General features: G+C 62.7%; 16 protein-coding genes. 10 read left to right on the top strand and 6 right to left on the bottom strand.

Translation table 11 applies throughout. The annotated features are described in order from the left end of the window. The first annotated feature begins 79 nt into the window (after nt 1–79). The 8 genes from ACXAEH_RS10950 to ACXAEH_RS10915 are packed head-to-tail and all read left to right on the top strand — an operon-like array spanning nt 80 to nt 10,364. On the top strand, nt 80–1,750 hold the full coding sequence (locus ACXAEH_RS10950) for a thiamine pyrophosphate-binding protein (RefSeq protein ID WP_475032724.1): 1,671 nt from the start codon (nt 80–82) through the stop codon (nt 1,748–1,750). Then, complete coding sequence (locus ACXAEH_RS10945) at nt 1,747–3,834, top strand: hydantoinase/oxoprolinase family protein (protein WP_475032722.1); 2,088 nt, start codon at nt 1,747–1,749, stop codon at nt 3,832–3,834. The genes ACXAEH_RS10950 and ACXAEH_RS10945 overlap by 4 nt, the downstream gene beginning before the upstream one ends. Before the next feature lie 3 nt (nt 3,835–3,837). After that, nucleotides 3,838–5,454: a hydantoinase B/oxoprolinase family protein gene (locus tag ACXAEH_RS10940; protein ID WP_475032720.1), complete on the top strand. Its 1,617-nt coding sequence runs from the start codon at nt 3,838–3,840 to the stop codon at nt 5,452–5,454. Further along, the gene (locus ACXAEH_RS10935) at nt 5,451–6,653 is read left to right on the top strand and encodes a pyridoxal phosphate-dependent aminotransferase (protein WP_475032719.1); all 1,203 of its coding nucleotides are present in this window, start codon (nt 5,451–5,453) and stop codon (nt 6,651–6,653) included. Before ACXAEH_RS10940 ends, ACXAEH_RS10935 begins: the two co-directional genes overlap by 4 nt. A 10-nt stretch (nt 6,654–6,663) precedes the next feature. Beyond that, nucleotides 6,664–7,476, top strand: a complete 813-nt coding sequence (locus ACXAEH_RS10930; RefSeq protein WP_475032717.1) for an NAD-dependent epimerase/dehydratase family protein — start codon at nt 6,664–6,666, stop codon at nt 7,474–7,476. Continuing rightward, on the top strand, nt 7,476–8,678 hold the full coding sequence (locus tag ACXAEH_RS10925; protein WP_475032715.1) for an NAD(P)/FAD-dependent oxidoreductase: 1,203 nt from the start codon (nt 7,476–7,478) through the stop codon (nt 8,676–8,678). Before ACXAEH_RS10930 ends, ACXAEH_RS10925 begins: the two co-directional genes overlap by 1 nt. Nucleotides 8,679–8,697: 19 nt before the next feature. Beyond that, the gene (locus ACXAEH_RS10920; RefSeq protein ID WP_475032712.1) at nt 8,698–9,615 is read left to right on the top strand and encodes a LysR substrate-binding domain-containing protein; all 918 of its coding nucleotides are present in this window, start codon (nt 8,698–8,700) and stop codon (nt 9,613–9,615) included. After that, complete coding sequence (locus ACXAEH_RS10915; RefSeq protein ID WP_475032710.1) at nt 9,612–10,364, top strand: SDR family NAD(P)-dependent oxidoreductase; 753 nt, start codon at nt 9,612–9,614, stop codon at nt 10,362–10,364. Before ACXAEH_RS10920 ends, ACXAEH_RS10915 begins: the two co-directional genes overlap by 4 nt. 281 nt (nt 10,365–10,645) lie before the next feature. On the opposite strand, the gene ACXAEH_RS10910 is transcribed toward ACXAEH_RS10915, so the two are convergent. Then, nucleotides 10,646–13,012, bottom strand: coding sequence for a methyl-accepting chemotaxis protein (locus tag ACXAEH_RS10910; RefSeq protein ID WP_475032708.1), 2,367 nt, complete (start codon nt 13,010–13,012; stop codon nt 10,646–10,648). Between the two features lie 600 nt (nt 13,013–13,612). Here ACXAEH_RS10910 and ACXAEH_RS10905 point away from each other — a divergent pair. Then, nucleotides 13,613–14,326 carry a trypsin-like serine peptidase gene (locus ACXAEH_RS10905; RefSeq protein WP_475032706.1) on the top strand — a complete coding sequence of 238 codons (714 nt, stop codon included), beginning with the start codon at nt 13,613–13,615 and terminating at the stop codon, nt 14,324–14,326. Between the two features lie 33 nt (nt 14,327–14,359). Here the strand turns inward: ACXAEH_RS10905 and ACXAEH_RS10900 are convergent, their stop codons facing one another. The 5 genes from ACXAEH_RS10900 to ACXAEH_RS10880 all read right to left on the bottom strand — a co-directional run bounded on the left by ACXAEH_RS10900 (nt 14,360) and on the right by ACXAEH_RS10880 (nt 22,725). Further along, nucleotides 14,360–15,532, bottom strand: a complete 1,173-nt coding sequence (locus ACXAEH_RS10900) for an HlyD family type I secretion periplasmic adaptor subunit (RefSeq protein WP_475035563.1) — start codon at nt 15,530–15,532, stop codon at nt 14,360–14,362. 2 nt (nt 15,533–15,534) lie between these two features. Continuing rightward, on the bottom strand, nt 15,535–17,859 hold the full coding sequence (locus ACXAEH_RS10895; RefSeq protein ID WP_475032704.1) for a type I secretion system permease/ATPase: 2,325 nt from the start codon (nt 17,857–17,859) through the stop codon (nt 15,535–15,537). Beyond that, nucleotides 17,856–19,148, bottom strand: coding sequence for a TolC family protein (locus ACXAEH_RS10890; protein WP_475032700.1), 1,293 nt, complete (start codon nt 19,146–19,148; stop codon nt 17,856–17,858). Before ACXAEH_RS10890 ends, ACXAEH_RS10895 begins: the two co-directional genes overlap by 4 nt. Before the next feature lie 74 nt (nt 19,149–19,222). Then, a complete protein-coding gene (locus tag ACXAEH_RS10885; protein WP_475032697.1) occupies nt 19,223–22,324 on the bottom strand; it encodes an Ig-like domain-containing protein in 3,102 nt (1,033 codons plus the stop codon). Between the two features lie 11 nt (nt 22,325–22,335). Then, nucleotides 22,336–22,725, bottom strand: coding sequence for a hypothetical protein (locus ACXAEH_RS10880; RefSeq protein WP_475032695.1), 390 nt, complete (start codon nt 22,723–22,725; stop codon nt 22,336–22,338). Between the two features lie 332 nt (nt 22,726–23,057). On the opposite strand from ACXAEH_RS10880, the gene ACXAEH_RS10875 reads away from it, so the two are divergent. Further along, nucleotides 23,058–24,992 carry a PrkA family serine protein kinase gene (locus ACXAEH_RS10875; RefSeq protein WP_475032694.1) on the top strand — a complete coding sequence of 645 codons (1,935 nt, stop codon included), beginning with the start codon at nt 23,058–23,060 and terminating at the stop codon, nt 24,990–24,992. Nucleotides 24,993–24,994 lie beyond the last annotated feature (2 nt).

Here is a 24,994-nt window from a genome sequence, read left to right as displayed (position 1 = left end):
GGCAAGATTTTCTGCACCGACACATGCGCCCCGGGCGGCTAGCCTCAATCAAGAAACCGACATTGCGACAGGTCCGAACATGCAACAGAGAAACGGCGGCCAGCTGCTGGTAGAGTGCCTCAAGGCTTTGGGCGCGACCCAAAGCTTCGGCGTCCCGGGCGAGAGCTACCTGGCGGTGCTGGACGCGCTGCACGACACCCGCGGGCAACTGGATTTCACCCTGTGCCGCAACGAGGGCGGCGCCTCTTTCATGGCCGCCGCCTATGGCAAGCTGACCGGCTCCCCCGGCATCTGTTTTGTCACCCGCGGGCCGGGTGCCACCAATGCCTCGATCGGGGTGCATACGGCGATGCAGGACAGCGCGCCGATGATCCTGTTCGTGGGCCAGGTCGGCACAGACATGAAGGGCCGCGAGGCGTTTCAGGAGATCGATTACCGCGCGGCCTTCGGCACCGTTGCCAAATGGGCCGCCGAGATCGACGATGCAAACCGCATTCCCGAAATCCTGATGCGCGCCTGGACCACTGCCGTCTCGGGCCGCCCGGGCCCGGTGGTTGTGGCGCTGCCAGAGGACATGCTGACCGATACCACGGCCGTGCCTGCTCTCACCGGCCCGGTATCCGTGTTTGAGGCCGCCCCTGCGCCTGACGCGGCGGGGGCGGTTCTCGATGCGCTGGCTGCTGCGGAGCGGCCGCTGATCCTGATGGGCGGCGGCGGCTGGACTGCCGAAGGCAGCCAAGCGCTGCAAGGCTTTGCCGAAGCCTCGGACATCCCAGTGCTGGCAGCGTTCCGCTATCAGGATCTCTATGACAACCACAGCGCCACCTATGCAGGCGACGCCGGTGTAGGCATGACAGCCGCCACCAAGGCGCTGATAAAAGACGCCGATGTGATCCTGGCCATCAATGTGCGCTTTGGCGAGATGACGACGGATGGCTTCACCCTGCTGAAGGTGCCGGTCCCGGTGCAAAAACTGATCCACGTCCATGCCTCCGACCGCGAGCTGGGCAAGGTCTATCAGCCTGATCTGGCCATTCACGCAGGCCCCAACGCCTTTACCGCCGCCCTGGCAGGGCAAAGCGTTTCCGGCCCCTGGGCTGATTGGCGGGCCAAGGCGCGGGCCGATTACGAGGCGGCGTTTGACCTGCCGGACCTGCCCAGCCCGGTGGATATGGGCAAGGTCACGGAATACCTGCGCGAACGCCTGCCGGACAACGCGGTGCTGACCAATGGCGCCGGCAATTTCACTGTCTGGCCCAACAAGTTCTTCAAATTTGGCCCCGGCCAGCGCCTGCTGGCACCGCAGTCGGGCGCCATGGGGTACGGTCTGCCTGCGGCCATCGCCGCCAAGGCCGCCTGCCCGGAGCGCACCGTCGTCTGCTTTGCCGGTGACGGTGACTTCCAGATGAACTGCCAGGAACTGGGCACCGCCATGCAGGCAGGCGCGCAGCCGATCGTGCTGATCCTGAACAACGGCGTCTACGGCACCATCCGCATGCATCAGGAAAAGACCTATCCCGAACGCGTCTCCGGCACCTCGCTGGAGAACCCCGATTTTGTGATGCTGGCCAAATCCTATGGCTATCACGCCGAACTGGTGGAAAGGACCGGAGATTTTGCCGCTGCTTTCGAGCGCGCGATGGCGTCGGAGACCGGTGCGGTGCTGGAACTGGTGATCTCGCCCGAGGCACTGACACCGCGCCAGACCCTCAGCCAGATGCGCGCCGCCGCCAAGGGAGAGCAAGCATGAGCCAGCAGGACATCCGCCTTGGTGCTGATATCGGCGGCACCTTCACAGACATCGCGCTGGATATGCGCGGCGAGATTTTCTCGACCAAAGTGCTGACTAACTACACCGCGCCCGAGCAGGCCATTCTGGACGGTATCACCATTGTCACCGAAAAGGCAGGTATCGGGTTTGCCGATCTGGATATCATCATCCACGGCACCACTCTGGCCACCAACGCGCTGATCGAACGGCGCGGCGCCAAGACGGCACTGGTCACCACCGAAGGTTTCCGGGACGTGATCGAGATGCGGACCGAGAACCGGTTCGAGCAGTATGATCTGAACCTGAAGCTGCCGGCACCCTTGATCCCGCGCCAGGACCGTTTCCCTGTCAGAGGCCGGATCGACGCCCAAGGCAACGAATTGCAAGCGCTGGACGAGGCCCGGCTGAAAGAACTGGCTGAGGAAATCCGCGCAGGGGGGTTCGGGGCAGTGGCTATCGGCTTTATCCATTCTTACCAGAACCCGGAGCATGAAGAGCGCGCCCGCGAAATCCTGGCGGCGAAACTGCCCGGCCTGCCGATCTCGATTTCAGCCGAGGTCAGCCCGCAGATGCGCGAGTTTGAGCGCTTCAATACCGTCTGCGCCAACGCCTATGTCCGTCCGCAGATGGAGGATTACCTGACCCGGCTGCAATCCCGCTTGAAAGAGCAGGGCGCCGGTTGCCCGGTCTTCATGATCCACTCCGGCGGCGGGCTGATCTCGGTGGAGACCGCCATCGAATTCCCGGTGCGGCTGGTGGAGAGCGGCCCTGCTGGTGGTGCGATCTTTGCCGCCGATGTGGCAGCGCGGTTCGGGCTGGAAAAGGTTGTCAGCTACGACATGGGCGGCACCACCGCCAAGATCTGCCTGATCGAGGATTACGAGCCGCAGACCGCCCGCACCTTCGAGGTCGCCCGCACCTACCGGTTCTGCAAGGGTTCCGGCATGCCGATTTCGATCCCGGTGATCGAGATGATCGAGATCGGGGCAGGCGGCGGCTCTATCGCTTGGGTCGATGCCATGGGCCGCATTCAGACGGGGCCGGAAAGTGCGGCGTCGGAACCCGGGCCCGCCTGTTACCAGCGCGGCGGTGAACGGCCGGCAATTACCGATGCCGACGTGATGCTGGGCAAGATCGACCCGGACAATTTTGCCGGCGGTGCGATCCAACTTTCCAAGGATGCCTCTGCCACTGCGATTGCCAGGGATGTTGGCGATAAACTGTCGCTTGAGCCGCTAGAAGCCGCCTTTGGCATCTGCGAGGTGGTGGACGAGAACATGGCCAACGCCGCCCGCGTGCATGCGGTGGAGAACGGCAAGAACATTTCGGACAACGTGATGATCGCCTTTGGCGGTGCGGCGCCGCTGCATGCCGCACGGCTGTGCGAAAAGCTGGGCGTGGACCAATGCCTGATTCCGCCGGGGGCCGGCGTGGGCTCCGCCATCGGCTTCCTCAAGGCGCCGTTTGGCTATGAGGCGCTGGCCTCGCGCCTGGTACGCCTTTCGGAATTCGATGTGGACGCAGTGAACGTCATGCTGGCAGAGCTGTGCGAGACCGCCGAGGGTTTTGTCCGCGCGGGCACCGATGGGGCCATCAAGCGCGAGGTGATCGCCTTCATGCGTTACCAGGGGCAGGGCTGGGAAATCCCGGTGGCGATCCCGAACCGGGCGCTGACCGGCGATGACGTGACTCTGATCCGCGAGCGGTTCCGCGAAAATTATGCCCGTTTCTTTGGCCGTGCAATTGATGGGTTGGACGGGTTGGAGATTGAGATCGTGACCTGGTCGATGAAAGCCAGCGACGAGCGTCCTGCACCAGCCCCGCAAGACCTGTTGTCTGGCGGAAAAACCGCGAACACCGGCAGCACCCGGGCGGTGTTCGATCCTTCTTCGAACGGGATGCTGGACAGCCGCATTGTTGACCGCAGCACGCTTAACCCAGGCACCCGTGTGACCGGCCCGGCAGTGATTGTGGAACGCGAAACCTCCACCGTTGTCACAGCGCTCTTTGAAGCGGTGATGCAGGGCGACGGCACCATCCTTTTGACCCGGAAGGAGGGTTAAACCATGGCAGGACTTTCAGAAATCCGCATGCAGGTGATGTGGAACCGGCTGATCTCGGTGGTTGAGGAACAAGCGCTGACGTTGCTGCGCACGGCCTTCTCCACCTCGGTCCGCGAGGCGGGCGATCTGTCGGCCGGTGTCTTCAACCCCGAAGGGCTGATGCTGGCGCAGGCGGTGACCGGCACCCCTGGCCACGTCAACACCATGGCCGAGGCGGTGCTGCACTTCCTGGCTGAAATCCCGCGCGAGGAGATGTTCGAGGGCGACTGCTATGTGACCAACGACCCGTGGAAGGGCACCGGCCACCTGCACAACATCACCATGGTCGCGCCCTCCTTCAAGGACGGCAAGCTGGTCGCCTTTTTCGCCTGCACGGCCCATGTGGTGGACGTCGGCGGGCGCGGCTTTGGCGCGGATGGCAAGTCGGTCTATGAGGAAGGCATCCTGATCCCGATCATGAAATTCGCGGATCAGGGCAAGGTGAACCGGGACTTGATCAACATCCTGCGCAACAACGTGCGCGAACCCAACCAGGTGGTGGGTGATTTCTATTCGCTGGCGGCCTGCAACGAGGTCGGCCACCGCCGCCTGATCGACATGATGGCAGAGACCGGCATGGACAGTCTGGATGAACTGGGGGCGTTCATCTTCTCGCGCTCCCGTGCGGCTACTCTGGAGCGTATCGCGGGTTTGCCCAAGGGCTGCTGGCAGAATGGCATGACCGTCGACGGATATGACGAACCGGTGAAACTTGCCACAACCCTGTCAGTCAAGGACGGCGAGGTGAATGTGGATTTCACCGGCACGGACGGGATCAGCAAATGGGGCATCAACTGCCCGCTGATCTATTCCAAGGCTTATGCCTGCTATGCCGTGAAATGCGTTGTGGCACCGGATATCCCGAACAATTCTGCGTCGTTGGAGCCGTTCACGGTGACCTCGCCGGTCAACATTCTGAACGCCGCACGTCCTGCACCGGTCAGCCTGCGCCATGTGATGGGCCATATGGTGCCGGATCTGGTGTTGGGTGCCTTGGCCAAGGCGCTGCCGGGCCAGATCATGGCCGAAGGTGCCGCTGCGCTGTGGAACATCCATATCTCTGCCCGTCCCGCAATGGGGCAGGAGGGACACCGCGCCGAGGTTCTGATGTTCAACTCTGGCGGCACCGGCGCGCGGCCGGGGCTGGACGGTCTGGCAGCCACCGCGTTCCCCTCGGGCGTGCACACGATGCCGATCGAGGCCACCGAACACACCGGCCCCATAGTGGTCTGGCGCAAGGAGCTGCGCCCGGACAGCGGCGGCGAAGGCCGCTTGCGCGGCGGCCTTGGCCAGGTGATCGAGATTGCGCCTGCCGAAGGCCATGAGTTCGACTTTTCCGCAATGTTCGACCGGGTGAACCACCCGGCCCGGGGCCGCGACGGCGGCGGTGAGGGCGCGCCCGGTGTGGTGGCGCTGGACGACGGCACGCAGCTGCGCCCCAAGGGCTGGCAGCATGTGCCCGCCGGTAAACGATTGATTCTAAAGGCCCCCGGAGGCGGCGGCTTTGGCCCGGCTGAAGAGCGCAGTGACGAAGACTGCGCCGCCGACCTGCTGGCCGGATATGTGACGGAAGACAAATGACCATGCTGGCAAAACGTATGTCTGTAGTGAAGCCCTCGCCCTCGATGGCGGTCAGCCAAGCGGCCAGGGCGCTGGCGGCGCAAGGGGTCGAAGTTGCCGATCTCGGTCTCGGCGAGCCCGATTTCAACACGCCGGATCACATCATTGCGGCAGCCCACACTGCGGCGATGGAGGGCGACACCCGCTACACGGCCACCGGCGGCGCGCCTGCCACCAAGCAGGCCGTGATCGAAAAATTCCGCCGCGAAAACGGACTCGAATTCGCGCCGGATGAAATCGTCGTCGCCAATGGTGCCAAGCAGATCATCTTCAACGCGTTGATGGCAACGCTGGAGGAGGGCGACGAGGTGATCCTGGCCGCGCCTTATTTCGTCTCCTACCCGGACATGGCGCTGATGCTCGGCGGCACGCCCGTTGTGGTCGAATGCACCCGCGCCGATGGCTTCAAGCTGACGCCTGAGGCGCTGCGGGCCGCGATCACACCCAGGTCGAAATGGCTGATCCTGAACATGCCCGGCAACCCCTCCGGGGCGGTCTATTCCGAAGGTGAACTGCAGGCGCTTGGCGCAGTCCTGGCCGATCACCCAAACCTGCTGATCCTGTCGGACGAGATTTATGAGCACATCCTGTTCGACGGGCTGCAGTTCACCTCCTTCGGCAAGGCCTGCCCCGGGCTGCGTGACCGCACGCTGATCGTCAATGGCGTCTCCAAAGCCTATGCGATGACCGGCTGGCGGATTGGCTACGGGGCCGGGCCGACCGGGCTGATCAAGGGCATGACCACGGTGCAAAGCCAGTCCACCACCAATGCCGGTTCCATTGCACAGGCGGCCACGGTGGCCGCGCTGACCGGGCCGCAGGATGAGGTCGCCCGCTTCCAGGAAGCCTTCGAACGCCGCCGTGATCTGGTGGTGGAAGGCATCAACGCCATTGACGGCCTGGTGCTGGACGCGCCGCAAGGAGCGTTCTATGCCTATATCGACTGTTCGGGCATCATGGGTAAAACCGCACCCGATGGCACGGTGCTGGAGACCGATCCGCAGGTGACGAAATACCTGCTGGATGAGGCCCGTGTCGCGGCGGTACCTGGCGCTGCCTACGGGCTGTCACCCTTCTTCCGTCTTTCCACCGCCACAGCTGATGAAGTGCTCCTGGCAGCCATTGCCCGTATCCGTGACGCCGTCGGGCGTCTGCGCTGAGGAAAACACCATGACTCAATTCAACCGTATTCTGATTACCGGCGCTGCCGGCCGCCTGGGCTCCGAGCTGCGCAAAGGGCTGGCGCATCTGGCCGAGCATGTGCGCATCTCTGACCGTGTCGAAATGGCGGATGTGCAGAGCCATGAAGAAGCCGTGGTCTGCGAGCTGGGCGATTACGAGGCTGTCATGGCGCTGACCAAGGACGTCGACGCCATCGTGCATTTCGGCGGTGCGCCGCTGGAGGTGGAATTCGAAACCATCCTCGACAGCAACATCCGCGGCTCCTACCACATTTACGAAGGCGCCCGGAAGCATGGTGCCAAGCGGGTGATCTATGCGTCCTCGGTCCACGCCATAGGCTATCACGAAATGGAAGCGCATATCGACGCCGACAGCCCAGTGCGCCCCGACAGCCTGTATGGCGTCTCGAAGAATTTTGTCGAAAGCCTGTCGCGCCTTTACTGGGACAAATTCGGAATCGAAAGCCTGTGCCTGCGCATCTTCTCTTCTTTCCCGGAGCCTGCCGACCGGCGGATGCTGTGGAGCTGGCTGTCGTTTCGTGACTGTGTGCAATATGTCGAACGTGGCCTGACCGCGCCGCGGCTGGGGCACACCATCGGCCACGGCCTCTCGGACAACCGCCTGAAGGTGGTGGATGACAGCAAGGCGGGCCACATCGGCTATCACCCGCAGGACAGCGCCGACCCCTTCCGCGAAGCGATGGAGGCGAAAACAGAAATTCCCAACCCGAACGCCCCCGGCGTCAAATACATCGGCGGCTGGTTCTGCGAGCTGGGCCACCCGGCAGACGAGGCAAAGTGATGCGTGACTCTTATGACGTGGTGATCATCGGCGGTGCGGTGATCGGTTCGGCGGTGGCTTATTTCCTGACCGCAAACCCGGATTTCAACGGCTCGGTGCTGATCATCGAGCGCGACCCGACATTTGCCCAGGCCTCGACCTCGCTCAGTTCCTCCTCGATCCGAAATCAGTTCTCCAACCCGGTGAACGTCAGGATCGGCCAGTTCGGAACTGAGTTCATCCGCAATTTCGCCGAAGCCATGGAAGTGGACGGCGACAAGCCTGACCTGGGCTTTCACGAGGGCGGATATCTGTTCCTGGCGTCGACGGACGAGCAGGTGCAGATCCTGCGCGAAAACCACGCGGTGCAGAAATCCCTCGGCGCTGACGTGGTATTGTGGGAACCGGACCAGATCAAACAGGCCTTCCCGCACCTGCGGGTGGATGATCTGCAACTGGCCAGCTATGGCCAGTCGGGGGAGGGCTGGTTTTCCAACACCGGGCTGATGAACGGCTTCCGCAAAAAGGCGCGCGCCCAGGGCGTTGACTACCTGATTGACGAGGTGACAGGCATCACCCGCGAAGGGGACCGCATCACCGGCGTTACCCTGAAATCCGGCCAGACCATTGCCTGCGGCACCCTGGTCAATGCCTCCGGCCCACGTGCGGCACAGACTGCAGCGATGGCGGGGCTCACGATCCCGGTCGAGCCGCGCAAACGCTCGCTATTTGTGTTTGACTGCGCCAAAACGCCCGAAGGCACCGCCAATGTGAACAACGGCCGGCTGCCGCTGATGATCGACCCTTCCGGCAGTTTCTGCCGCCCGGAAGGCAAGTATTTCCTCTCCGGCACCGTTCCGTCCGAGGATCCGGCGGTGGATTGGGACGACTTCGAGCCGCGCCACGAGGAGTTCGAGCGGATCTGGATGGACCTGGCCGGGCGCTCGCAGGCGTTTGAGGCGATCAAGCTGGTGAATTTCTGGGCCGGACACTATGCTTTTAACACGCTGGACCACAACGTGATCGCCGGGCCCCATAACGAGGTGGAGAACTTCATCTTTGCCAACGGCTTCTCCGGCCACGGGCTGCAGCAGTCGCCGGCAGTCGGGCGCGGGGTGGCGGAATGGATCGCCTATGGCGAGTTCCGCGCGCTCGACCTGAGCGAAATCGGCTATGATCGGGTTGTCAGGAATGAGCCTTTCCTGGAAAAGGCCGTGATTTGAATAACATACCTATGGTGTCATGACCCAAAGCCGCCTCAAACTGCCGCCGCTGAACGCGCTTAAGGCGTTCCATGCGGCGGCGCGCCACAGTTCGATCCGCAGCGCCGCGGACGAGCTTTTGGTGACGCCGCAGGCGGTGAGTCAGCAAATCAAGCTGCTGGAAGACACTCTGCAGGTCACCCTGTTCGAACGCCGCGGCCGCTCGATCGAGCCGACAGAGGCCGCGATCCTGCTGGCCCGCTATGTCGAGGCCGGGTTTGAAGAACTTGCCGAAGGCGTGCGCCGGGTTACCAACCGCAAGTACAAGGACCGGATCACCCTGAACGTCTCGCCCTATTTCGCCACCCGCTATCTGCTGCCTCGGTTGGAGATGTTCCGCGAGTTCGTGCCTCAAAGCGATCTACGGATGACGACCATGGTCGACACGCCGGAATTTACCCGCGACGACATCGATGTGGCGGTGCAATGGGGGTACGGCGGCTGGGGTGATTTGGACACGACGCTGCTGCTCAAGGATCACAAGCTGATCTGCTGCACGCAAGAGGTCGCAGCGCGGATCAAGACGCCGGCAGACCTGCTGAACGAAACGCTGCTGCATCCAGTGCTGCAGAATTCGCTGTGGCAGGATATTCTGCACTTCTTTGGGCTGGATGCGGCCGGGGATTCCTCGGAAATCGCCTTTCATGACGCCGCGACTATGCGCCGGGCAACGCTTTCGGGGATGGGGGTGGGCCTGATCTCGCGCGCCGATGCCGAACGCGATATCCGCGCGGGCGATCTTGTGGCGCCGCTCGGAACAGATACCTTGCTGGCCATGCCGCCAGAGCAGATCCCCGGGTTTTACCTGGTGCTGCCGCGGGCGCACCGGCGGGTCAGCGGCGTCGGCAACTTCTGTGATTGGGTCACGGGCCAGAACTGGGAGGAGACACCCGCATGAGTGATGGGATCGCAACCGCTGTCACTGGTGCAGCTTCCGGCATAGGTGCTGCGCTGGCGCTTCGTCTGGCCCGGCCGGGAGCACGCCTGACTTTGCACACCCGCCGCTCTGCAGCCCGGTTGCAGGCGGTGGCGGACCAGGCCCGGGGCATGGGGGCGGAAGTTGAGACCGTCTTGGGAGACCTGGCCGAAGCCGGTACGGGCAGGGCCGTGGTGCAGGCACATCAGGAACGGTTCGGCGCTCTGGATGCTCTAGTGGCCAACGCTGGGTTTCCGCTTCTGGTTCCTTTCGAAGACATGGCGCCGGCTGACATCGCCTATGGCTTTCAGGGCAATAGCCAGAGCTTTTTCGAGCTCGTGCAGGCGGCGCAGCCGATGCTGGCGGCCTCCTGCCGGGGACGGGTTGTGGGTGTCAGCAGTTTCACCGCACATGTCTTTCGTACCGACATGCCGCAGTTTCCTGCATCAGCCGCATCCAAAGGCGCGGTGGAGGTTGCGGTACGCAGCCTGTCGCTGGTGCTGGCCAGGGACAGGATCACCGTGAACTGTGTGGTTCCGGGCTATATCCGCAAGGATACAGGCACCGCAGACGGTCTAGAGGCCGAAACCCTGCGGCAGATCGAAACCCGTATCCCGCTGGCCCGGCTGGGTGACCCGGAAGAGGTGGCCGGCACCATCGCCTTTCTTCTGAGCAAAGATGCCTCTTATGTGACTGGCCAGATTATCCACGTGAACGGTGGTCTGATTTGAAGCGAAGCCAATTGCATCCCGGATGCCTTGATTCCAAAGGAACTGGACTTGCCGGGCACTTTGTGTGTTTGCAGCAATGCTATGGGCATCACCCGATCTGCCGGAGCCGGCAAGCTACAAGCTGACAGAAGCCGGTTTTCAGCACGGCTTGCCTGGGGGCCAGGGCTGCCGTCAAGTCAAACCGCAGGCAGTGCCGTCACGGGAAAGACCGGCGCAGGGATTTTTCACTCTGCAATTCGAAACGGCCGGCCGGGAAAACAGCATAGAACACCTTGCCCTGTTCAGAAGTCCTCCCATTTGACCAGGCCATCTGTGCCCGTGGCAGCGGGCTGGGCCGGGCCGCTGTCAGCCGGGGGTGTTTCGCCATCCTCCCAAGTCCCGCTCATGTCCTTCTGCACCTCGGCGGCTTGAAGGGGGGGCGGAGCTGAGGGCTTGGAGCCGGCGGCGCCAGGCTGATCGCTGATCGTGAAGTGGGCCACCAGCTCCGCAAGCTTGCTTGCATCAGAGTTCAGCATATGCCCGGCGGCAGTGGCCTGCTCTACCATGGCGGCATTCTGCTGAGTCACCTGATCCAGCTGCGTCACCCCGCAATTGATCTCGTTGAGGCCGGTGGACTGCTTTACGGCCCCCTGGGCTATCCCGGAGACCAGCTGCGAGATGTGGGTCACCCGTGCCACGATGCTTTGCAGCGCTTCGCCCGCCTTGCCAACAAGATCGACACCGCGGTCAACCTGCTGAGAGCTTTCGCTGATCAGCGCCTGGATTTCCATCGCGGCATCGGAGGAGCGCTGCGCCAGCGCCCGCACCTCGGCTGCAACAACTGCAAAGCCCTTGCCGGATTCGCCAGCCCGTGCCGCCTCGACACCGGCATTCAGCGCCAGGAGGTTGGTTTGGAAGGCAATATCGTCAATCACCCCGATAATCTTGCCGATGTGGGTCGAGCTCTGCTCAATCTCGGTCATTGCCGCCATCGCGTTTTGCACCACGGTGTCGCTGGACTGCGCCTCGACACGGGCCTCTTCCATTGTGGCCTCGACGCTGCGGGCCCCTTCGGCGGCCTCGGTGACCGAGGCTGTCAGCTCATCCAGCGCCGCAGCGGTCTGTTCCAGCGTTGCCGCTTGGCTTTCGGTGCGGTGCGACAGATCATCCGAGGCCTGGCTGATTTCAGCGGCGCCATTGCGGATACTGCCGGCCGCGACGACAACCTGATGCACGGTCTCATTCAGGGTCTCCAGAGTCAGGTTGTAGTCATGGCGCAGCTGTTCGTGATCCCTGGGGAAGGCTTCGCTGATTGGCTGCGAGAAGTCCCCGGCCGACAGGCGCACCAGGCCGGCGCTCAGGCTTTCGACCACGAACTGCTGTTCCCGCTGCAATTCGTTGCGGCGTTCTTCCGCCCGGCGGGCCTGTTTCAGGTCGGCTTGCATCGACACCAATGTCTTGCCGATCTTGCCGATTTCATCCCGCCGCGAAGCGGCTTCGATACTGGTGTCCAGGTTGCCGGAGGAGACCGCCTCCATATGTTCGCAAATGCGGTTGATCGGCCGTGTTACCGAGCAGGCAAACAGCCAGCCGAGGAAAGAGATTGCGGTGGCACAGGACAACGAAACCAGCAGCATCACCTGCCGCTGCCGGGCGGCAGGGGCCAGGATGCCTGCGCGGCTGCGTTCGGCGACCACAGCCCATTGAATACCCTTGAAATTGAGCGGACCGGTTACGGCGGCAACGGTGCGGCCGTCCTCCTTTTCGACTTCGGGGTGGAACAAGACAGTCTGGGGGCCATCAGGGCCAGCGCTTGCCCCGGCCTCCAAGCCGCCGGAAAAGGCGGACTCGATATACGGCAGGTGCGGGAGTTCTTCCAGCACTTCGTGGCCGCCATCCAGGCGCGACGGTGTACGGGCCTTGAAGTCCTTTCCGATCAGGTAGACATCAAGGGTCGCCAGGTCGCCATCAAAGTTTGTGGTGATCCGGGCGATCTCGTCAATCGGGATTTGTACCGCAAAAACACCGGCAAACCGGCCGTTTTCATCCAGGATGCGGGTGGCGGCAAAGGCCGCCGGTGCATCCGCGCTGGGCGCATAGCTCTCGATGTCCGAGAAATAGACCCGCTCAGCTACGCCGGCGGCGGCCAGCCGAAACACCTTGGCCAAACCGGTCTCGCGGTAGGGGCCGGATACCATGTTGCTGGCATAGTCGCTTTCCTTGGTGACCGAGAAGATCACATCACCGGCAGGGCTGATCAGGAAAATGTCGTAAAACCCCATGCGTGTCATGACCTTCTCAAACGCTGAATGGCTGCGCTCGAAATGCAGGTCATAGGGCGATGCCGCCGAGGCAAACATCGACAGGTTCTGGACGTCCGACTGCCCGGCACCTCCCCGTGTTGACCAAGTGATACCGAGATCCTGCATGGCCTTGGTGGTGGAAGGGACTGAGGCAATAGTCAGAATGGCCGCGTCGATGCTTTTCAGGTAGGATTGCAGCGCCAGTTCCCGGTCGCGCACCATCGATTGCATGAAGACTTCGGAGTCATGGAGTACGCCGCGCCGGAAATAGTTCGTGCTGAGGGCGATCAGAATAACGGTAAGCGTCAGCGTGGTCCCGACGATCAGCAGCGGCAGCTTGTGGGCGAGTTTCAGCGATTTGAACACGGTTAACCTAACCTCCTGCGAAGAGGCATCCGTGCGCGGACGCCTCAGGCATGCGCTGTGCGCGCAAGTCCCGATTTATACAACGTTAGATGGATTTTTGATCAGTTAACACACTTGGTATTTTGTGATGGATTTTTGATTTATTTGCATAGCAACTTGCTGTGCGCGGCTTCGGACCAAGAGATTGCGGGGGCGGCGCAGGGCAGGGGCAAAGGCGGGCTGTTAACTATTTGGGCACGGAAGCATGCCTTGCCATCGGCCGTTTTCGAAAGGCATGTGCGTGCCGCGGCCAGCCGCGGGGGGCAGAAAAACAGGTGCCGAATCGTCGCCAGCTTTCGCTCACAGGGAGAAAAAATGGCTTCGTTGCAGGAAAATCCCCAGCAGACCGGCCTGTTTTCGAAAAAAATACTCAGGTTGTTCGGGTTTCCCTAGCATTGACGGGTCATTTTTTGCCATGGTTAAGCATCAATAACCGGGGGGTTAGAGAATTGTTAACGCTGCCACAATCTGTCCATAAATTCGTCTCCGCCTTGCAATATTGGGCCTCATTCCAGCCGCACGCCTGAATAACGATGCCTTTGTGGGAAGCTGGAGTGAGTAATGAGACTTCTTATTGCTGCGATTGCGGCATGCCTGTCCCTGGGCATGCCCATTGGCGCGGCCGCGGATGACACGCGGTCAGGCGTCAGGTCGATTGAAGGGTGGGAGGCCGTTGGACGGCTGAACATAAATAACAGGAACATGTGCACGGGGGCGTTGGTCGCACCTGATTTGGTGCTGACGGCGGCGCACTGTCTGTTTGATCCGCGAACCGGCGGCCGGGTTGACCCGGCCACAATCTGGTTTGAAGCGGGGCTGTCCGGCCGCCGGGCCGTGGCCTTGCGGCAGGTTGTGCGGGCGGTGATGCATCCGCAGTACAGCTACCGCCCGGCGGGTGCGCATCAGATCGGCAATGATCTGGCGGTGCTGAAGCTGGACCGGCCGATCAGCGGCAGCCAGATCCAGCCGCTGGCGATGTCGAGCGGTGCCGAGCGCGGGGACGTTCTGGGGGTGCTGTCCTATACACGCCGCCATGCCACACGCCAGCGCCTGAAGGAGTCCTGCAGCGTTCTGGCGCGCCAAAGCCGGACCCTGGTGATGTCCTGCCTGGTGGATTTCGGCGCCTCGGGCTCGCCGGTGCTGGAACTGCGTCCCGGCCAGCCGCCGCGGCTGGTGTCGGTGATCTCTGCCAAGGCGGCGATGGGCAACCGGCGGGTGTCGATCGGAACGGCCCTGGATGCGTCGCTGCGGGACCTGATGCGGCGGGCCGGCTGAACCTTCTGCCTTCCTCGCCCGGGACCGGCAGTATCAGGGCTCGCGCAGGGCTTCCCGCGACTTGTAGAGCGGTTTCAGCAGGTATTGCAGAACGGTTTTGGCACCGGTCTGCAGTTCTGCCGTGGCGCGCATGCCCGGGCGGATCTCGATGGCCTGCTGGCGCTCGGTGAAGCCGGATTTGTCGACCCGCACCGTCACCCGGTAATAGGGCTCGGCGCGCGGGTTGCGCTCATCCTCGAATGTGTCTGCGGAGACAAAATCCACCTTGCCGCGCAGCGAGCCGTAGATGGTGTAGTCATAGGCCGAGAGCTTGATGGTGGCGTCCTGGCCGGGCTGCACGCTGGCGATATCCTCGGGCTTGACCTGCGCCTCGACAAACAGCTCCTCGCCCAGCGGGATGATTTCCAGAATCTCCTCGCCCGGGCGGATCACGCCGCCGATGGTGGTGACCGCCAGGCTGTTGACGATGCCGGCCATGGGGGAGGTGATGATGGTGCGGTTCAGCTGGTCCACCGCCAGCCGCTGCTCCTGGCGCAGGGTGGTCAGCTCGCGCAGGGTCTGGGAGTATTCCTCGGCCTGCTCCAGCTCTGCCTGGGTGCCGATCTCATTGTATTTGGCCCGCGCGTCTGTGGCGGCGTTGCGGGCTTTGTTCACCTCGATCAGTGCCACGATCTTCTGCTTGTAGAGCCGCTCCATGTTGGCCAGTTCCGCGTTCAGCTGGTTCATGATCTGGCGGGCGCTGTCGCGGCGGCTGCTGAAGTCGGTCTGGCGGGCGGTCAGCAGGCCGCGTTCCGAGGCCAGAATACCGGGGGATCGCTGGGCCAGCATGTCCGGCACGGTGAACTCAAACGCGCCTTTCATCTGTGCTTCCAGCCGGTGTCGCTTGATCTCCAGCGCGTCGATCTGGTTCTGCAGTTCATCGGCTGCGGTGCGGAATTTGGTATCCTGCAGCTTGGCCAGCACCTGGCCGGCCGAGACTACATCGCCCTGGCGCACATGCAGTTCGGCCAGGATGCCGCCTTCGAGGTTCTGCACGATCTGGGCGCGGGAGGAGGAGACAACCTGACCTTCGCCACGCACGATTTCGTCGATGGAGGCAAAGGCGGCCCAGATCAGAAAGGTCAGCACCGCGGCCAGCGCCAGATAGATGATGCGGCTGGCGCTGCGCGGTGTTTCGGCGGTGCCGTAGGGGTCGTGAAGGGCCATGCTCACTTGCCTTCCCCTGCGGCCAGATGCGCCAGAACCTGATCGCGGGGGCCGTCCACCACCATCCGGCCCGATTGCAGGATCAGTGTGCGGTCGGTCAGCGACAGGATCGGCATTCTGTGGGTGGCTATCACCGCGGTGCGGCCCTCCAGCCAGCTTTCCAGGCGGCTGACCAGGGTGCGTTCCAGCGTCTGGTCCAAAGCCGCGGTGGGTTCATCCAGCAGCACAACCGAGGGGTTCTGCAGCCACAGCCGCGCCCAGCCGATCGACTGGCGCTGGCCGATCGACAGGCCATGGCCGCCGTCGCTGATCTCAAGATCCAGACCCTTGTGGTGGCTGCGCACGTGCGGCCCCAAACCTGCGAACTCCAGCGCCTCCATCAGCCGCTCGTCGTCGCGTTCCAGCTGGTTGAGGTTCAGGTTGTCGCGCAGGGTGCCGGCAAACAGCCGTACGTCCTGGCTGAGGTACCCGATGCCTGCGCGCAGATCGCGCGGGTCGATCTGGGCCATGTCGGTGCCGTCCAGCATGATGCGGCCGCGGTCGGGGGCGTAAAGGCCGGACAGCAGCTTCAGCAGGGTCGATTTGCCCGAGCCGTTCACGCCCAGCACCGCAACCTTTTGACCCGGAGTGATGGCGACGCCCTGCACGTCCACGGTCGGTGCGGCGTCATCGTCATAGCGGAACATGATCTCGCGCAGCTCGAACCGGCCTTCCAGCTTCTGGCGACGCAGATAGGTGCGTTCCTGTTCCTTTTCCTGCGGTGCCTGGGCGATGGCATCCAGCCCCTCCAGTGCTGCCTTGACGTTGCTCCAGCGTGCCAGCGTTGCGGCAAATTGGGTCAACGGCGCCAGGGTGCGGCTGGTCAGGATACCGGTGGCAATGATGGTGCCGACGGTGAATTCACCGGCAAAAACCAAGAGCGTGCCCAGAACAACGGCGGTGATATAAGTGGCTTGCTGCACACCCTGCGACCAGTAGGTGAGGGCGCTCGACAGCCTGCGCTGCTCGGTAGCGGAATGCGACGACAGCGTGTTCAGCTCATCCCATAGCCGCAGCACGCGTTCTTCACCGCGCTGCGTCTTCACGGTGTCGAGCTCGGTCACCACCTCATGCAGCAGGCGTCCGGCCTTGGCGTTTGCGCCTTGGGTCTGGCGCGTCAGGCCAATCATCTTCTTCTGCATGAAATAGGCAGGCAGCAGCATCAGGATGCCGCCGGCCACAATCACCCAGACCACGGGACCGGCAATGGAAGCAACCAGAAGCAGGAAGACGGCGATAAAAGGAATGTCGGCGAGGGTCGAAATGGTCGAGGAGGTAAAGAACTCCCGCACCGAGCTGAAATCGCGCATCGCGGCAAACAGGCCGGAGGGCGGAAGCGGTTTCTTGTCGGACCGCATACCAATCAGGCGGCGCATCAGGTTGTGCTGCACCGACAGCTCGATCTGACGGCCGGCTGCATCGGTCAGACGGGCGCGGGCCAGTTTCAGCATCGCCTCCAGCGCAATCGCCAGAAAGGCGCCAACAGCCAGCACCCACAGCGTGGCATGCGACTGATGCGGCACCACCCGGTCATAGACCTGTAGGCTGAACAGCGCCACCGAAACCGCCAGGATATTGGCGACCAGCGAGCCCAGCATGATTTCGCCCACCTGGCGGCGGTACCTGGGAAATTCGCTCCAGAACCAGTGGCCCGGATCGATCTGAGGCGTGTGTTTCGCCGCCATCTGCTTGAGCGAAGGGCGGGCCGATAGCACGGTGCCAGTGAAATAGGGGCTGAACTCTTCCAAAGGCACCTCGGTGCGGTTATCCGCGCAAGAGGTGTCATAGATTGTCAGAACATCCTCAGCCTGGCTCAGCACCAGCACGCATTGACCGCCGGACATCACCGCAAGGGCCGGCCAGAGCGCCGGGTTCAAGCTCTGTTTCTCCAGGATCTTCGGCTGCAGCCCAGCGGTTTGCACCGCCTTGGCCAGCGAATGCAGCGACAAATCACCCGGAGTTTCGCTCCACAGGAAAGCAGCTATGTCGCTGACAGGCACCTCGCTGCCCTTCAAGGCTGTCAAGGTCGCGATCAGGCTGGCGCGGTGCTGAATGCGTGCCGCGGCGCCTTCCAGCAGCGAGCCGACCTCGGGCTGTGCCTCTTGCGGCTTTGGCTTTGCCTCAGGCATGGGCTGCGGCGGCACCTGCGGGGCAGGGGAGGGGGCGTTGGCCGCAGGCTTCGTTTCGGGCACGGCCGCGGGGCTGCCGGAAGTGGGCACAGCCCGCAGCACCGGTTTTTTGCCGGCGGCGGGCTTGGGACGGGGCGGGGTTTGTGTGGTGTCGGTCAAATCTTGTCCCCATCGGCCAGAAGCCCCAGGTCGCGCGCCAGCTGCAACTGGATCAGCACCACCTCGTATTTTGCGTCGATATAGGCCTGTTCGCGGCGCACCAGCTCCTCATACACCTGGATCACTTCCATCACCGGGCGCTGGCCGGCCTCGAATTGTTTCTCGAACAGGCGGTAGGTTTCACGGCTGCGCACGACCAGCGCGGCGGTTTCGCCTTCCTGGCGCCGGTAGGAGGCGATTTGCTGAACCTGGCGGCTGTAGGTGCGCCGCGCCGCCTCCTCGGCCTCGCCGATCTGGCGGGTTGCGGCCTCCTTGGAGGCCTCAAGCGCTTGCAAGGAGGCAGGGGTGCCCAGGCCCAGCGGCTGGCCGGTGTCAAGCGTCACCCCGGAGCCGGAGCCGTCTGTTGTCAGGTTGTGGGCGACCGAGACTTGCGGCAGCAGGCCGGCGCGGCCGGATTTGGCCTGCGCGATGATGCGGTCCGCTTCGGCACTGGCCTTAAGCACCGACAGGAACCGCGCCTGCTCTGGCGGGGTGCCGATTTCCAGATGCGAAGGTTTCTGGGGAAAGGCCTGGCCGGTCATCGCCTGCAATTCGGCACGCGCGGTGGCGGCGGCGTCCTGTGCTGTGGCGGTAGCGGTGCGGATGCCGCTGATCTTGCTGTCCACCACGTTGAGATCGGCGCGGTCGGATACACCGCCGTCCACCCGGCCCTGCACAATGCGGCGGAACTCCTGCATCCTTTGCAGCGCGCGCCGGCCATAGGCCGCTTTCTCATCCCCGCGCAGGGCCGCGGCATAGAGGCCCACCGCGGTTTCAACCCGTGTGTTCATGTCCTCGGACAGGTTGACGGCAGCGACTTCGACGTCGGCGGCTGCAAATTCACGCTCGGCCTTGCGGCGGCCGTTGTCAAAGAACACCTGCTCGATCAGCAGCCCGGCCACAAGGTCGCCCAGGTCGGTCAGGCTGACCGAGGGGCCGAGTGTGGGCAGCCAGTTTTTGGAAGCCGCCTCAGCACGCAGCTTGGCGCTGATCAGCTCCGCTTCGGCGGCGCGGGAAGAGGCGGAAATGGCAGCTTCGGCCACCTGGCCATAGGCGCTGTCAGGGGTCAGCAGCGAACGGCGCTGCATCAGATCTTGGATCACTTCTGACGTGTTTTCGCCGGACTGCGCGAAATTGCTGCGGGGGGGTGTGTCCGCGGCGCTTACCGTGCCGCTGAACGGCATCATCTGGGCGCAGGCCGACAGGCTGCACATCACTGCGATGGCGCAAAGAAAGCGTCCCGGTTGCATCCTGCCCCTTGCCCTTTTGTTTAAGGCTTTTCAAAGTTTTGGGCCCGGCGGCACGCGGCTGCCGGGCCAATCGGTCAGATCACGGTGTTGACGTCTTCGTCGACGATCAGCGTAGTGCCGTCATCACCGATGGTATAGACGTTGTAGGTCTCGCCATCGATGGTTTCGGTGCCATCTGCGGTCGCCCCGGAAAGGGTCAGTTTATCGTCTGAGTCACCGTGTACGATCAGCGTGTTGTCATTGTCCGACAGTGCGTTGATGTCCGCTTCGGTCAGGGTCAGATCGACATTGTCCGCATGCACCAGGTTCAATTCGTCGATATTGAACTGCGACAGGCCCGCGTGGCCCAGCACGGAGGCATCGGCGCCGTCCTCGAGCACCACCATGTTGCCGGAGCTGTTGCCCGCGCTGTCCACCCGGTTGACCACCAGATGCGAGCCGTCCGGCACGTCGGAGTCGAAGTTGAACAGGGTATTGCCGCCGCCCAGGTCTGTTTCAGTGCCGGATACATCGGACACGGCGCCGGCACTTGTCAGCTCATGCACGGTGTCGCTGCTCTCGTAGTCGTCGCTGAAGAACCCGCTGACACCGGTGCCGGTGCTGATCACGCTGCCGATGTTGGGCGCGTCATACTCTGTATCGACGCTGAAGGTTTCGGTCAGGGTGTCGGTATTTCCGGCGGCGTCAGTCGCCTCGATTTCCGCCGTGGCAGTATAGGTGCCGTCGCGCAGGTCATCCGTCGCGAACGTTGCGCTCCAGTTGCCGTCGCCGTCCACGGTTGCGGTGCGGGTGACGCCCTGAATGGTGACCTTGACCGCAGAGCCGGGCTCTACAGTGCCGGTCATGGTGAGGCCTGCGGCCCGCTCTGCCAAGTTCACCGCGTCATCATCAGTGACACTGTTGGAAGTGAAGGGGGAAACCTCAGTGTCGATCGCCAGCGTGTCGCTGATTTCTGCAGTATTGCCGGCCGCATCGGTGGCGGTGACCACAACATCCGCGTCATAGCTGCCCTGTGGAATGTCGCCGGCTGCAAAATCCACACTCCAATTGCCGGAGGCGTCTACGGTTGCTGTTTCCGTGGCACTGCCCAGTTGCACCACCACAGTGGAGCCGGGCTCGACGGTGCCGGTCAAGGTCACCCCGTCGCTGCGCTCGGTTTCGTTGACGATATCGTCGCCCTCGACGCCTGAGTTGAGCGTGATCGGGTCGACCAGGGTGTCCACGTGCAGGTCTGCGGCCGCAGTTGCGGTATTGCCCGCTGCGTCCGTCGAGGTCACGCTGACCGTGGTGTCGTATTCGCCTGCTGGCAGCGATCCGGCCTCGAAAGTGGCCGCCCAATTGCCATCTGAATCCACCGTCGCGTTGCGGGTCACCCCTTCGACCGTCACGGCGACCGAGGCGCCTGCTTCGCCGGTGCCGGTCAGGGTCAGCCCGGCAGCTGCTTCAGTGCTGTTGACGGTGTCGTCGCCGCCTGCCTGGCCTGAATCGATTGTCACATCGGTTTCAGTGTCGACACGCAGGGTGCCGTTCACGGTGTCGGTGTTGCCGTTGGCATCAGTCGCGGTGACGCTGACCGCGGCGTCATACTCACCGGAGGCAATTTCCGACGCTGCATAATCCACGCTCCAGGTGCCATCTGCTGCAGCGGTGACCGACCGGGTGATGCCCTGGAAGGTCACCTCAACCGAAGCGCCGGCATCGGCGGTGCCTGTCAGCGTGATGCCGGCTGCGGCTTCTGCGGCGCTGACCAGGTCGTCGCCGCCGGCCTGGCCGCTGTCGATGGCAGCATTCACGGTGGTGTCGACGCGGACAGTGCTGGTCTCGACCGTTGTATTGCCATGGGCGTCGGCGCTGGTGATGGTCACCTCTAAGTCATAGTCGCCGCCGGTAATCTCGCTGGCGGCATAGCTGACCGACCAGGTGCCGTCCGCGGCCACGGTGGTGCTGCGGGTGATGCCCTGGAATTCGACTTCGATCGAGGCGCCGGCTTCACCGGTGCCGCTGAGGGTCACCCCGTCCGAGGCCTCGGATGCGTTGATCACATCGTCGCCTTCCACGATGTCCAGCGCGACGGGCGGCGCAACGGTGTCCACTGCCAGCAGGTCAGTGGTCGTCGCGCTGTTGCCGAAGTCATCGGTTGTGGTGATGGTGATCTCTGTCTGGTACTCGCCTTCGGAGATCTGATCAGACGTGAAAGTGACCGACCAGGTGCCGTCCTCTGCCACGGTAGTTGTCTGCGTCGCGCCCGCAATCGTCAGGGACACGGTCGCCCCTGGTTCGCCAGTGCCCGCGATCACCGGGCCGGCCGCTTGTTCCTCGCCGTTGACGGTGTCGCCGGTGGAGACCGCACCGCTGGTGATCTCGGCTTCCGGCGGCGTGGTGTCGATTACGACCCCGGGGCCGTCCAGGTCAAATTCTTCGCCGTCCGGGTCGACGACATGCACAGTCGAGTCATAGTCGCCATCTGGCGGCAGGTCATCGACCGGGAAGGTCACACCCCAGGTGCCGTCATCCGAAACGGTGGTGGTTTGTGTCGAGGTGCCGACAGTCACGGTGACTTCGGATCCGGGCGCCCCGGTGCCGGTGATTTCAACCGGGTCCGTCGTAGATCCGGAAACCGGATAGGATGCATCCGGGTTGTCAACTGTCGGGACGACGCTGCCGTCGCCGTCCCCGCCCCCGTCACTGCCGCCTCCGGCGATGACTGCGGCGCCAACAACCCCGGCTGCCGCCGCGCCTGCGCCCAGTCCGCCGAACAGCGGTGCAGCCAGCGGCGCCACAACCGGTTCGATCCGGTCGACGTCGAGGAACACCATTTCGTCGTAGGCGCTCCATTTGCCGGCCAGATCCAGCGGTTCGTAAGTGGCAAACAGCATGCCGCTGGATTTGTCTTCCAGCACCACTTCGATGAACTCGCCTTCCTGGCTGAGAAACAGGTTCTTGGCGCCCGCTGCGTCGTAGGAATAGAAGTTCTCCAGCACCAGCTCCTGGCCATTGGCCAGAGTGATGTGCAAATCACCGCCGTGCCGGGCGTAGCTTTCGACATCCGCAGGGCTGAGGTTCAGTGACAGGTCTTTGGCATGTGCGGCATCAATGCGCGCCGGTGTACCCTCGGAAAAACTCCCATGCTGCGTGGTGCCCGCCATATTGCGGGTAATATATGCGACCGTGCTCATTATGTTACCGCTCATCTGTTCGCGGCGCGGCCTGAAATTGGCTGCGCTGCGTGGTTCCGTTGCCTGTTTTTTGCCCAGCGGCCGTCTTTTGCGGCCATTTTGAGGCCATACTGTGACGATTTTTTCCGCCCTGTCCAGAGCGCTGCGGCAGCCTGCCTGGCAAATTGGCCGGAAACCGTGTCCTGGCTGCCGCAGATTTTTTTAGCTGTTTCACGCGGCTGTGATGGTCCGGCCTGCCTCCGGCTGGAGTTGGTGCATTGCATCTGCCGGCCAAGTGCGCAGGGGCGGCGGCGGATCTTCGGCCGGTTCGGGGACATGTGGATGAAGGTGTTAGCGGACAGGCAACCTTCGGCGGCAGAGGGGAATGAAAAGGTTGAAACGCCGCAGTGCAGAAGGGGCATGCTGCGGTGCAGATCGCCGCGATGTGATAAGAATTTCGCACAAAAGTTTCTGGCAATTAATTAAAAGTACACCACTTTCAGATAGGAAGAAGTTCGTAATTGGTGTAAGCTCGAAAGTAAGTAACACAACGCCGATAGCCCTGGACTCCGGGCGCAGGCCGCCGCCAAGAGCGGCCAGCCGGACGTATGACGCCAGCAGCGGCGCCGAGCAGAAATCAGAACTCAACACTGACGCGGACACCTATGCCCACGTGCTGGGCACTGTCTGTCCGTGCGCGAACTTAAAACGCCAGGAGGAACGGCGCCAAGTAAACCAGGAGGCTTGATCCACTATGAAAGACATTGCCGAACTTTTTGCAGAGCAGTACGGCGAGACGCGCGAGCAGGAGATGCCGCTGCAGGACTATCTGAATGCCTGCCGTGACGATCCCAGCCTGTACGCAAACGTCGCCGAGAGGATGCTGAAGGCAATTGGCGAAGAGGAGCTGGTAGACACGTCCAAGGACGCGCGGCTCGGGCCAATCTTTCAGAACCGCACGATCAAGCGCTACAGCGCCTTCCACGATTTCTTTGGCATGGAAGACACGATCGAGCGGATCGTCGGCTACTTCCGCCACGCCGCGCAGGGATTGGAGGAGCGCAAGCAGATCCTCTATCTGCTGGGGCCGGTCGGGGGCGGCAAGTCCTCGCTGGCGGAGCGGCTGAAGCGCCTGGTCGAGGATCAGCCGATTTACGTGCTGAAGGCAGGCGACCAGATCTCGCCGATTTTCGAAAGCCCCTTGGGCCTGTTCGACCCGGTCCGCATGGGCAAGGTGCTGGAAGAGGAATACGGCATTGCCCAGCACCGGCTGCCGGGGCTGATGTCGCCCTGGGCGGTTCAGCGCCTGGATGAATTCGATGGCGATATCAACAAGTTCTCGGTTGTGCGCCTGTACCCGTCGCGGCTGCGCCGGATCTGTGTCTCCAAGGTGGAGCCGGGCGACGAGAACAATCAGGACATCTCGACCCTGGTCGGCAAGGTCGACATCCGCCAGCTGGAGCATTTCAGCCAGGACAACCCGGATGCCTACAGCTTCTCCGGCGGTCTGAACCGCTCGACCCAGGGCATCCTGGAATTTGTCGAGATGTTCAAGGCGCCGATCAAGATGCTGCATCCGCTGCTGACGGCGACCCAGGAAGGCAACTACATGGGCACCGAAAGCTTTGGTGCGATCCCGTTCAACGGCCTGATCCTGGCGCATTCCAACGAAAGCGAATGGCAAAGCTTCAAGAACAACAAGAACAACGAGGCCTTCATTGACCGGGTGTCGATCGTCAAGGTGCCGTACTGCCTGCGGGTCTCCGATGAATCGCAGATCTACGACAAGCTGATCGAGAACAGCGAACTGCGCAATGCCCCTTGCGCGCCGGAGACACTGAAGATCCTCAGCCGCTTCTCGGTGCTGACCCGCCTGAAGCCGCATGAGAATTCGAACCTCTACTCAAAGATGCGCGTCTACGATGGGGAAAGCCTGAAGGATACCGATCCCAAGGCAAAGACGGTGCAGGAATACCAGGACCGCGCCGGCGTCGACGAGGGCATGAACGGCATCTCCACCCGCTTTGCCTTCAAAGTGCTGTCGACCACTTTCAACTTCGACACCGACGAGGTGGCGGCGGATCCGGTGCATCTGATGTATGTGCTGGAACAGATGATCAAGCGCGAGCAGTTCCCGCAGGAGACCGAACAGAAGTACCTCGAGTTCATCAAGACTGAACTGGCTCCGCGTTATGAGGAGTTCATCGGCAACGAGATCCAGAAGGCGTACCTCGAAAGCTATACCGAGTACGGCCAGAACGTCTTTGACCGGTATATCTCCTATGCCGACGCCTGGATTGAGGAGCAGGACTACAAGGACCCGGACACCGGCCAGCTTTATAACCGCGAGGTGCTGGATGCCGAGCTTTCCAAGATTGAAAAGCCGGTCGGCATCGCCAATCCCAAGGACTTCCGCAACGAGGTTGTGAAATTTGCCCTGCGCCACCGTGCGAACACCGGCAAGAACCCGGCCTGGAACTCCTACGAGAAGCTGCGCGATGTGATCGAGAAGCACATGTTCAGCCAGGTCGAGGAACTGCTGCCGGTGATCTCCTTCGGGTCCAAGAAGGACAGCAAGACCGAAGGCAAGCACCAGGAGTTCGTCGAGCGGATGCGCGGCCACGGCTATACCGACCGCCAGGTGCGGCGTCTGGTCGAATGGTACATGCGCGTCAACAAGGCGGGCTAAAG

It is taken from the genome of Leisingera sp. ABM4_060, assembly GCF_056158765.1.
This window is presented reverse-complemented; position numbering and strand designations above follow the sequence as displayed.

Bases quoted from the DNA above. Each gene is read 5' to 3' on its own strand.
- ACXAEH_RS10950 (WP_475032724.1), top strand. From the start codon at position 80: ATGCAACAGAGAAACGGCGGCCAGCTGCTGGTAGAGTGCCTCAAGGCT.
- ACXAEH_RS10945 (WP_475032722.1), top strand. From the start codon at position 1,747: ATGAGCCAGCAGGACATCCGCCTTGGTGCTGATATCGGCGGCACCTTC.
- ACXAEH_RS10940 (WP_475032720.1), top strand. From the start codon at position 3,838: ATGGCAGGACTTTCAGAAATCCGCATGCAGGTGATGTGGAACCGGCTG.
- ACXAEH_RS10935 (WP_475032719.1), top strand. From the start codon at position 5,451: ATGACCATGCTGGCAAAACGTATGTCTGTAGTGAAGCCCTCGCCCTCG.
- ACXAEH_RS10930 (WP_475032717.1), top strand. From the start codon at position 6,664: ATGACTCAATTCAACCGTATTCTGATTACCGGCGCTGCCGGCCGCCTG.
- ACXAEH_RS10925 (WP_475032715.1), top strand. From the start codon at position 7,476: ATGCGTGACTCTTATGACGTGGTGATCATCGGCGGTGCGGTGATCGGT.
- ACXAEH_RS10920 (WP_475032712.1), top strand. From the start codon at position 8,698: ATGACCCAAAGCCGCCTCAAACTGCCGCCGCTGAACGCGCTTAAGGCG.
- ACXAEH_RS10915 (WP_475032710.1), top strand. From the start codon at position 9,612: ATGAGTGATGGGATCGCAACCGCTGTCACTGGTGCAGCTTCCGGCATA.
- ACXAEH_RS10905 (WP_475032706.1), top strand. From the start codon at position 13,613: ATGAGACTTCTTATTGCTGCGATTGCGGCATGCCTGTCCCTGGGCATG.
- ACXAEH_RS10900 (WP_475035563.1), bottom strand. From the start codon at position 15,532: ATGGCCCTTCACGACCCCTACGGCACCGCCGAAACACCGCGCAGCGCC.
- ACXAEH_RS10890 (WP_475032700.1), bottom strand. From the start codon at position 19,148: ATGCAACCGGGACGCTTTCTTTGCGCCATCGCAGTGATGTGCAGCCTG.
- ACXAEH_RS10885 (WP_475032697.1), bottom strand. From the start codon at position 22,324: ATGAGCACGGTCGCATATATTACCCGCAATATGGCGGGCACCACGCAG.
- ACXAEH_RS10880 (WP_475032695.1), bottom strand. From the start codon at position 22,725: ATGCCCCTTCTGCACTGCGGCGTTTCAACCTTTTCATTCCCCTCTGCC.
- ACXAEH_RS10875 (WP_475032694.1), top strand. From the start codon at position 23,058: ATGAAAGACATTGCCGAACTTTTTGCAGAGCAGTACGGCGAGACGCGC.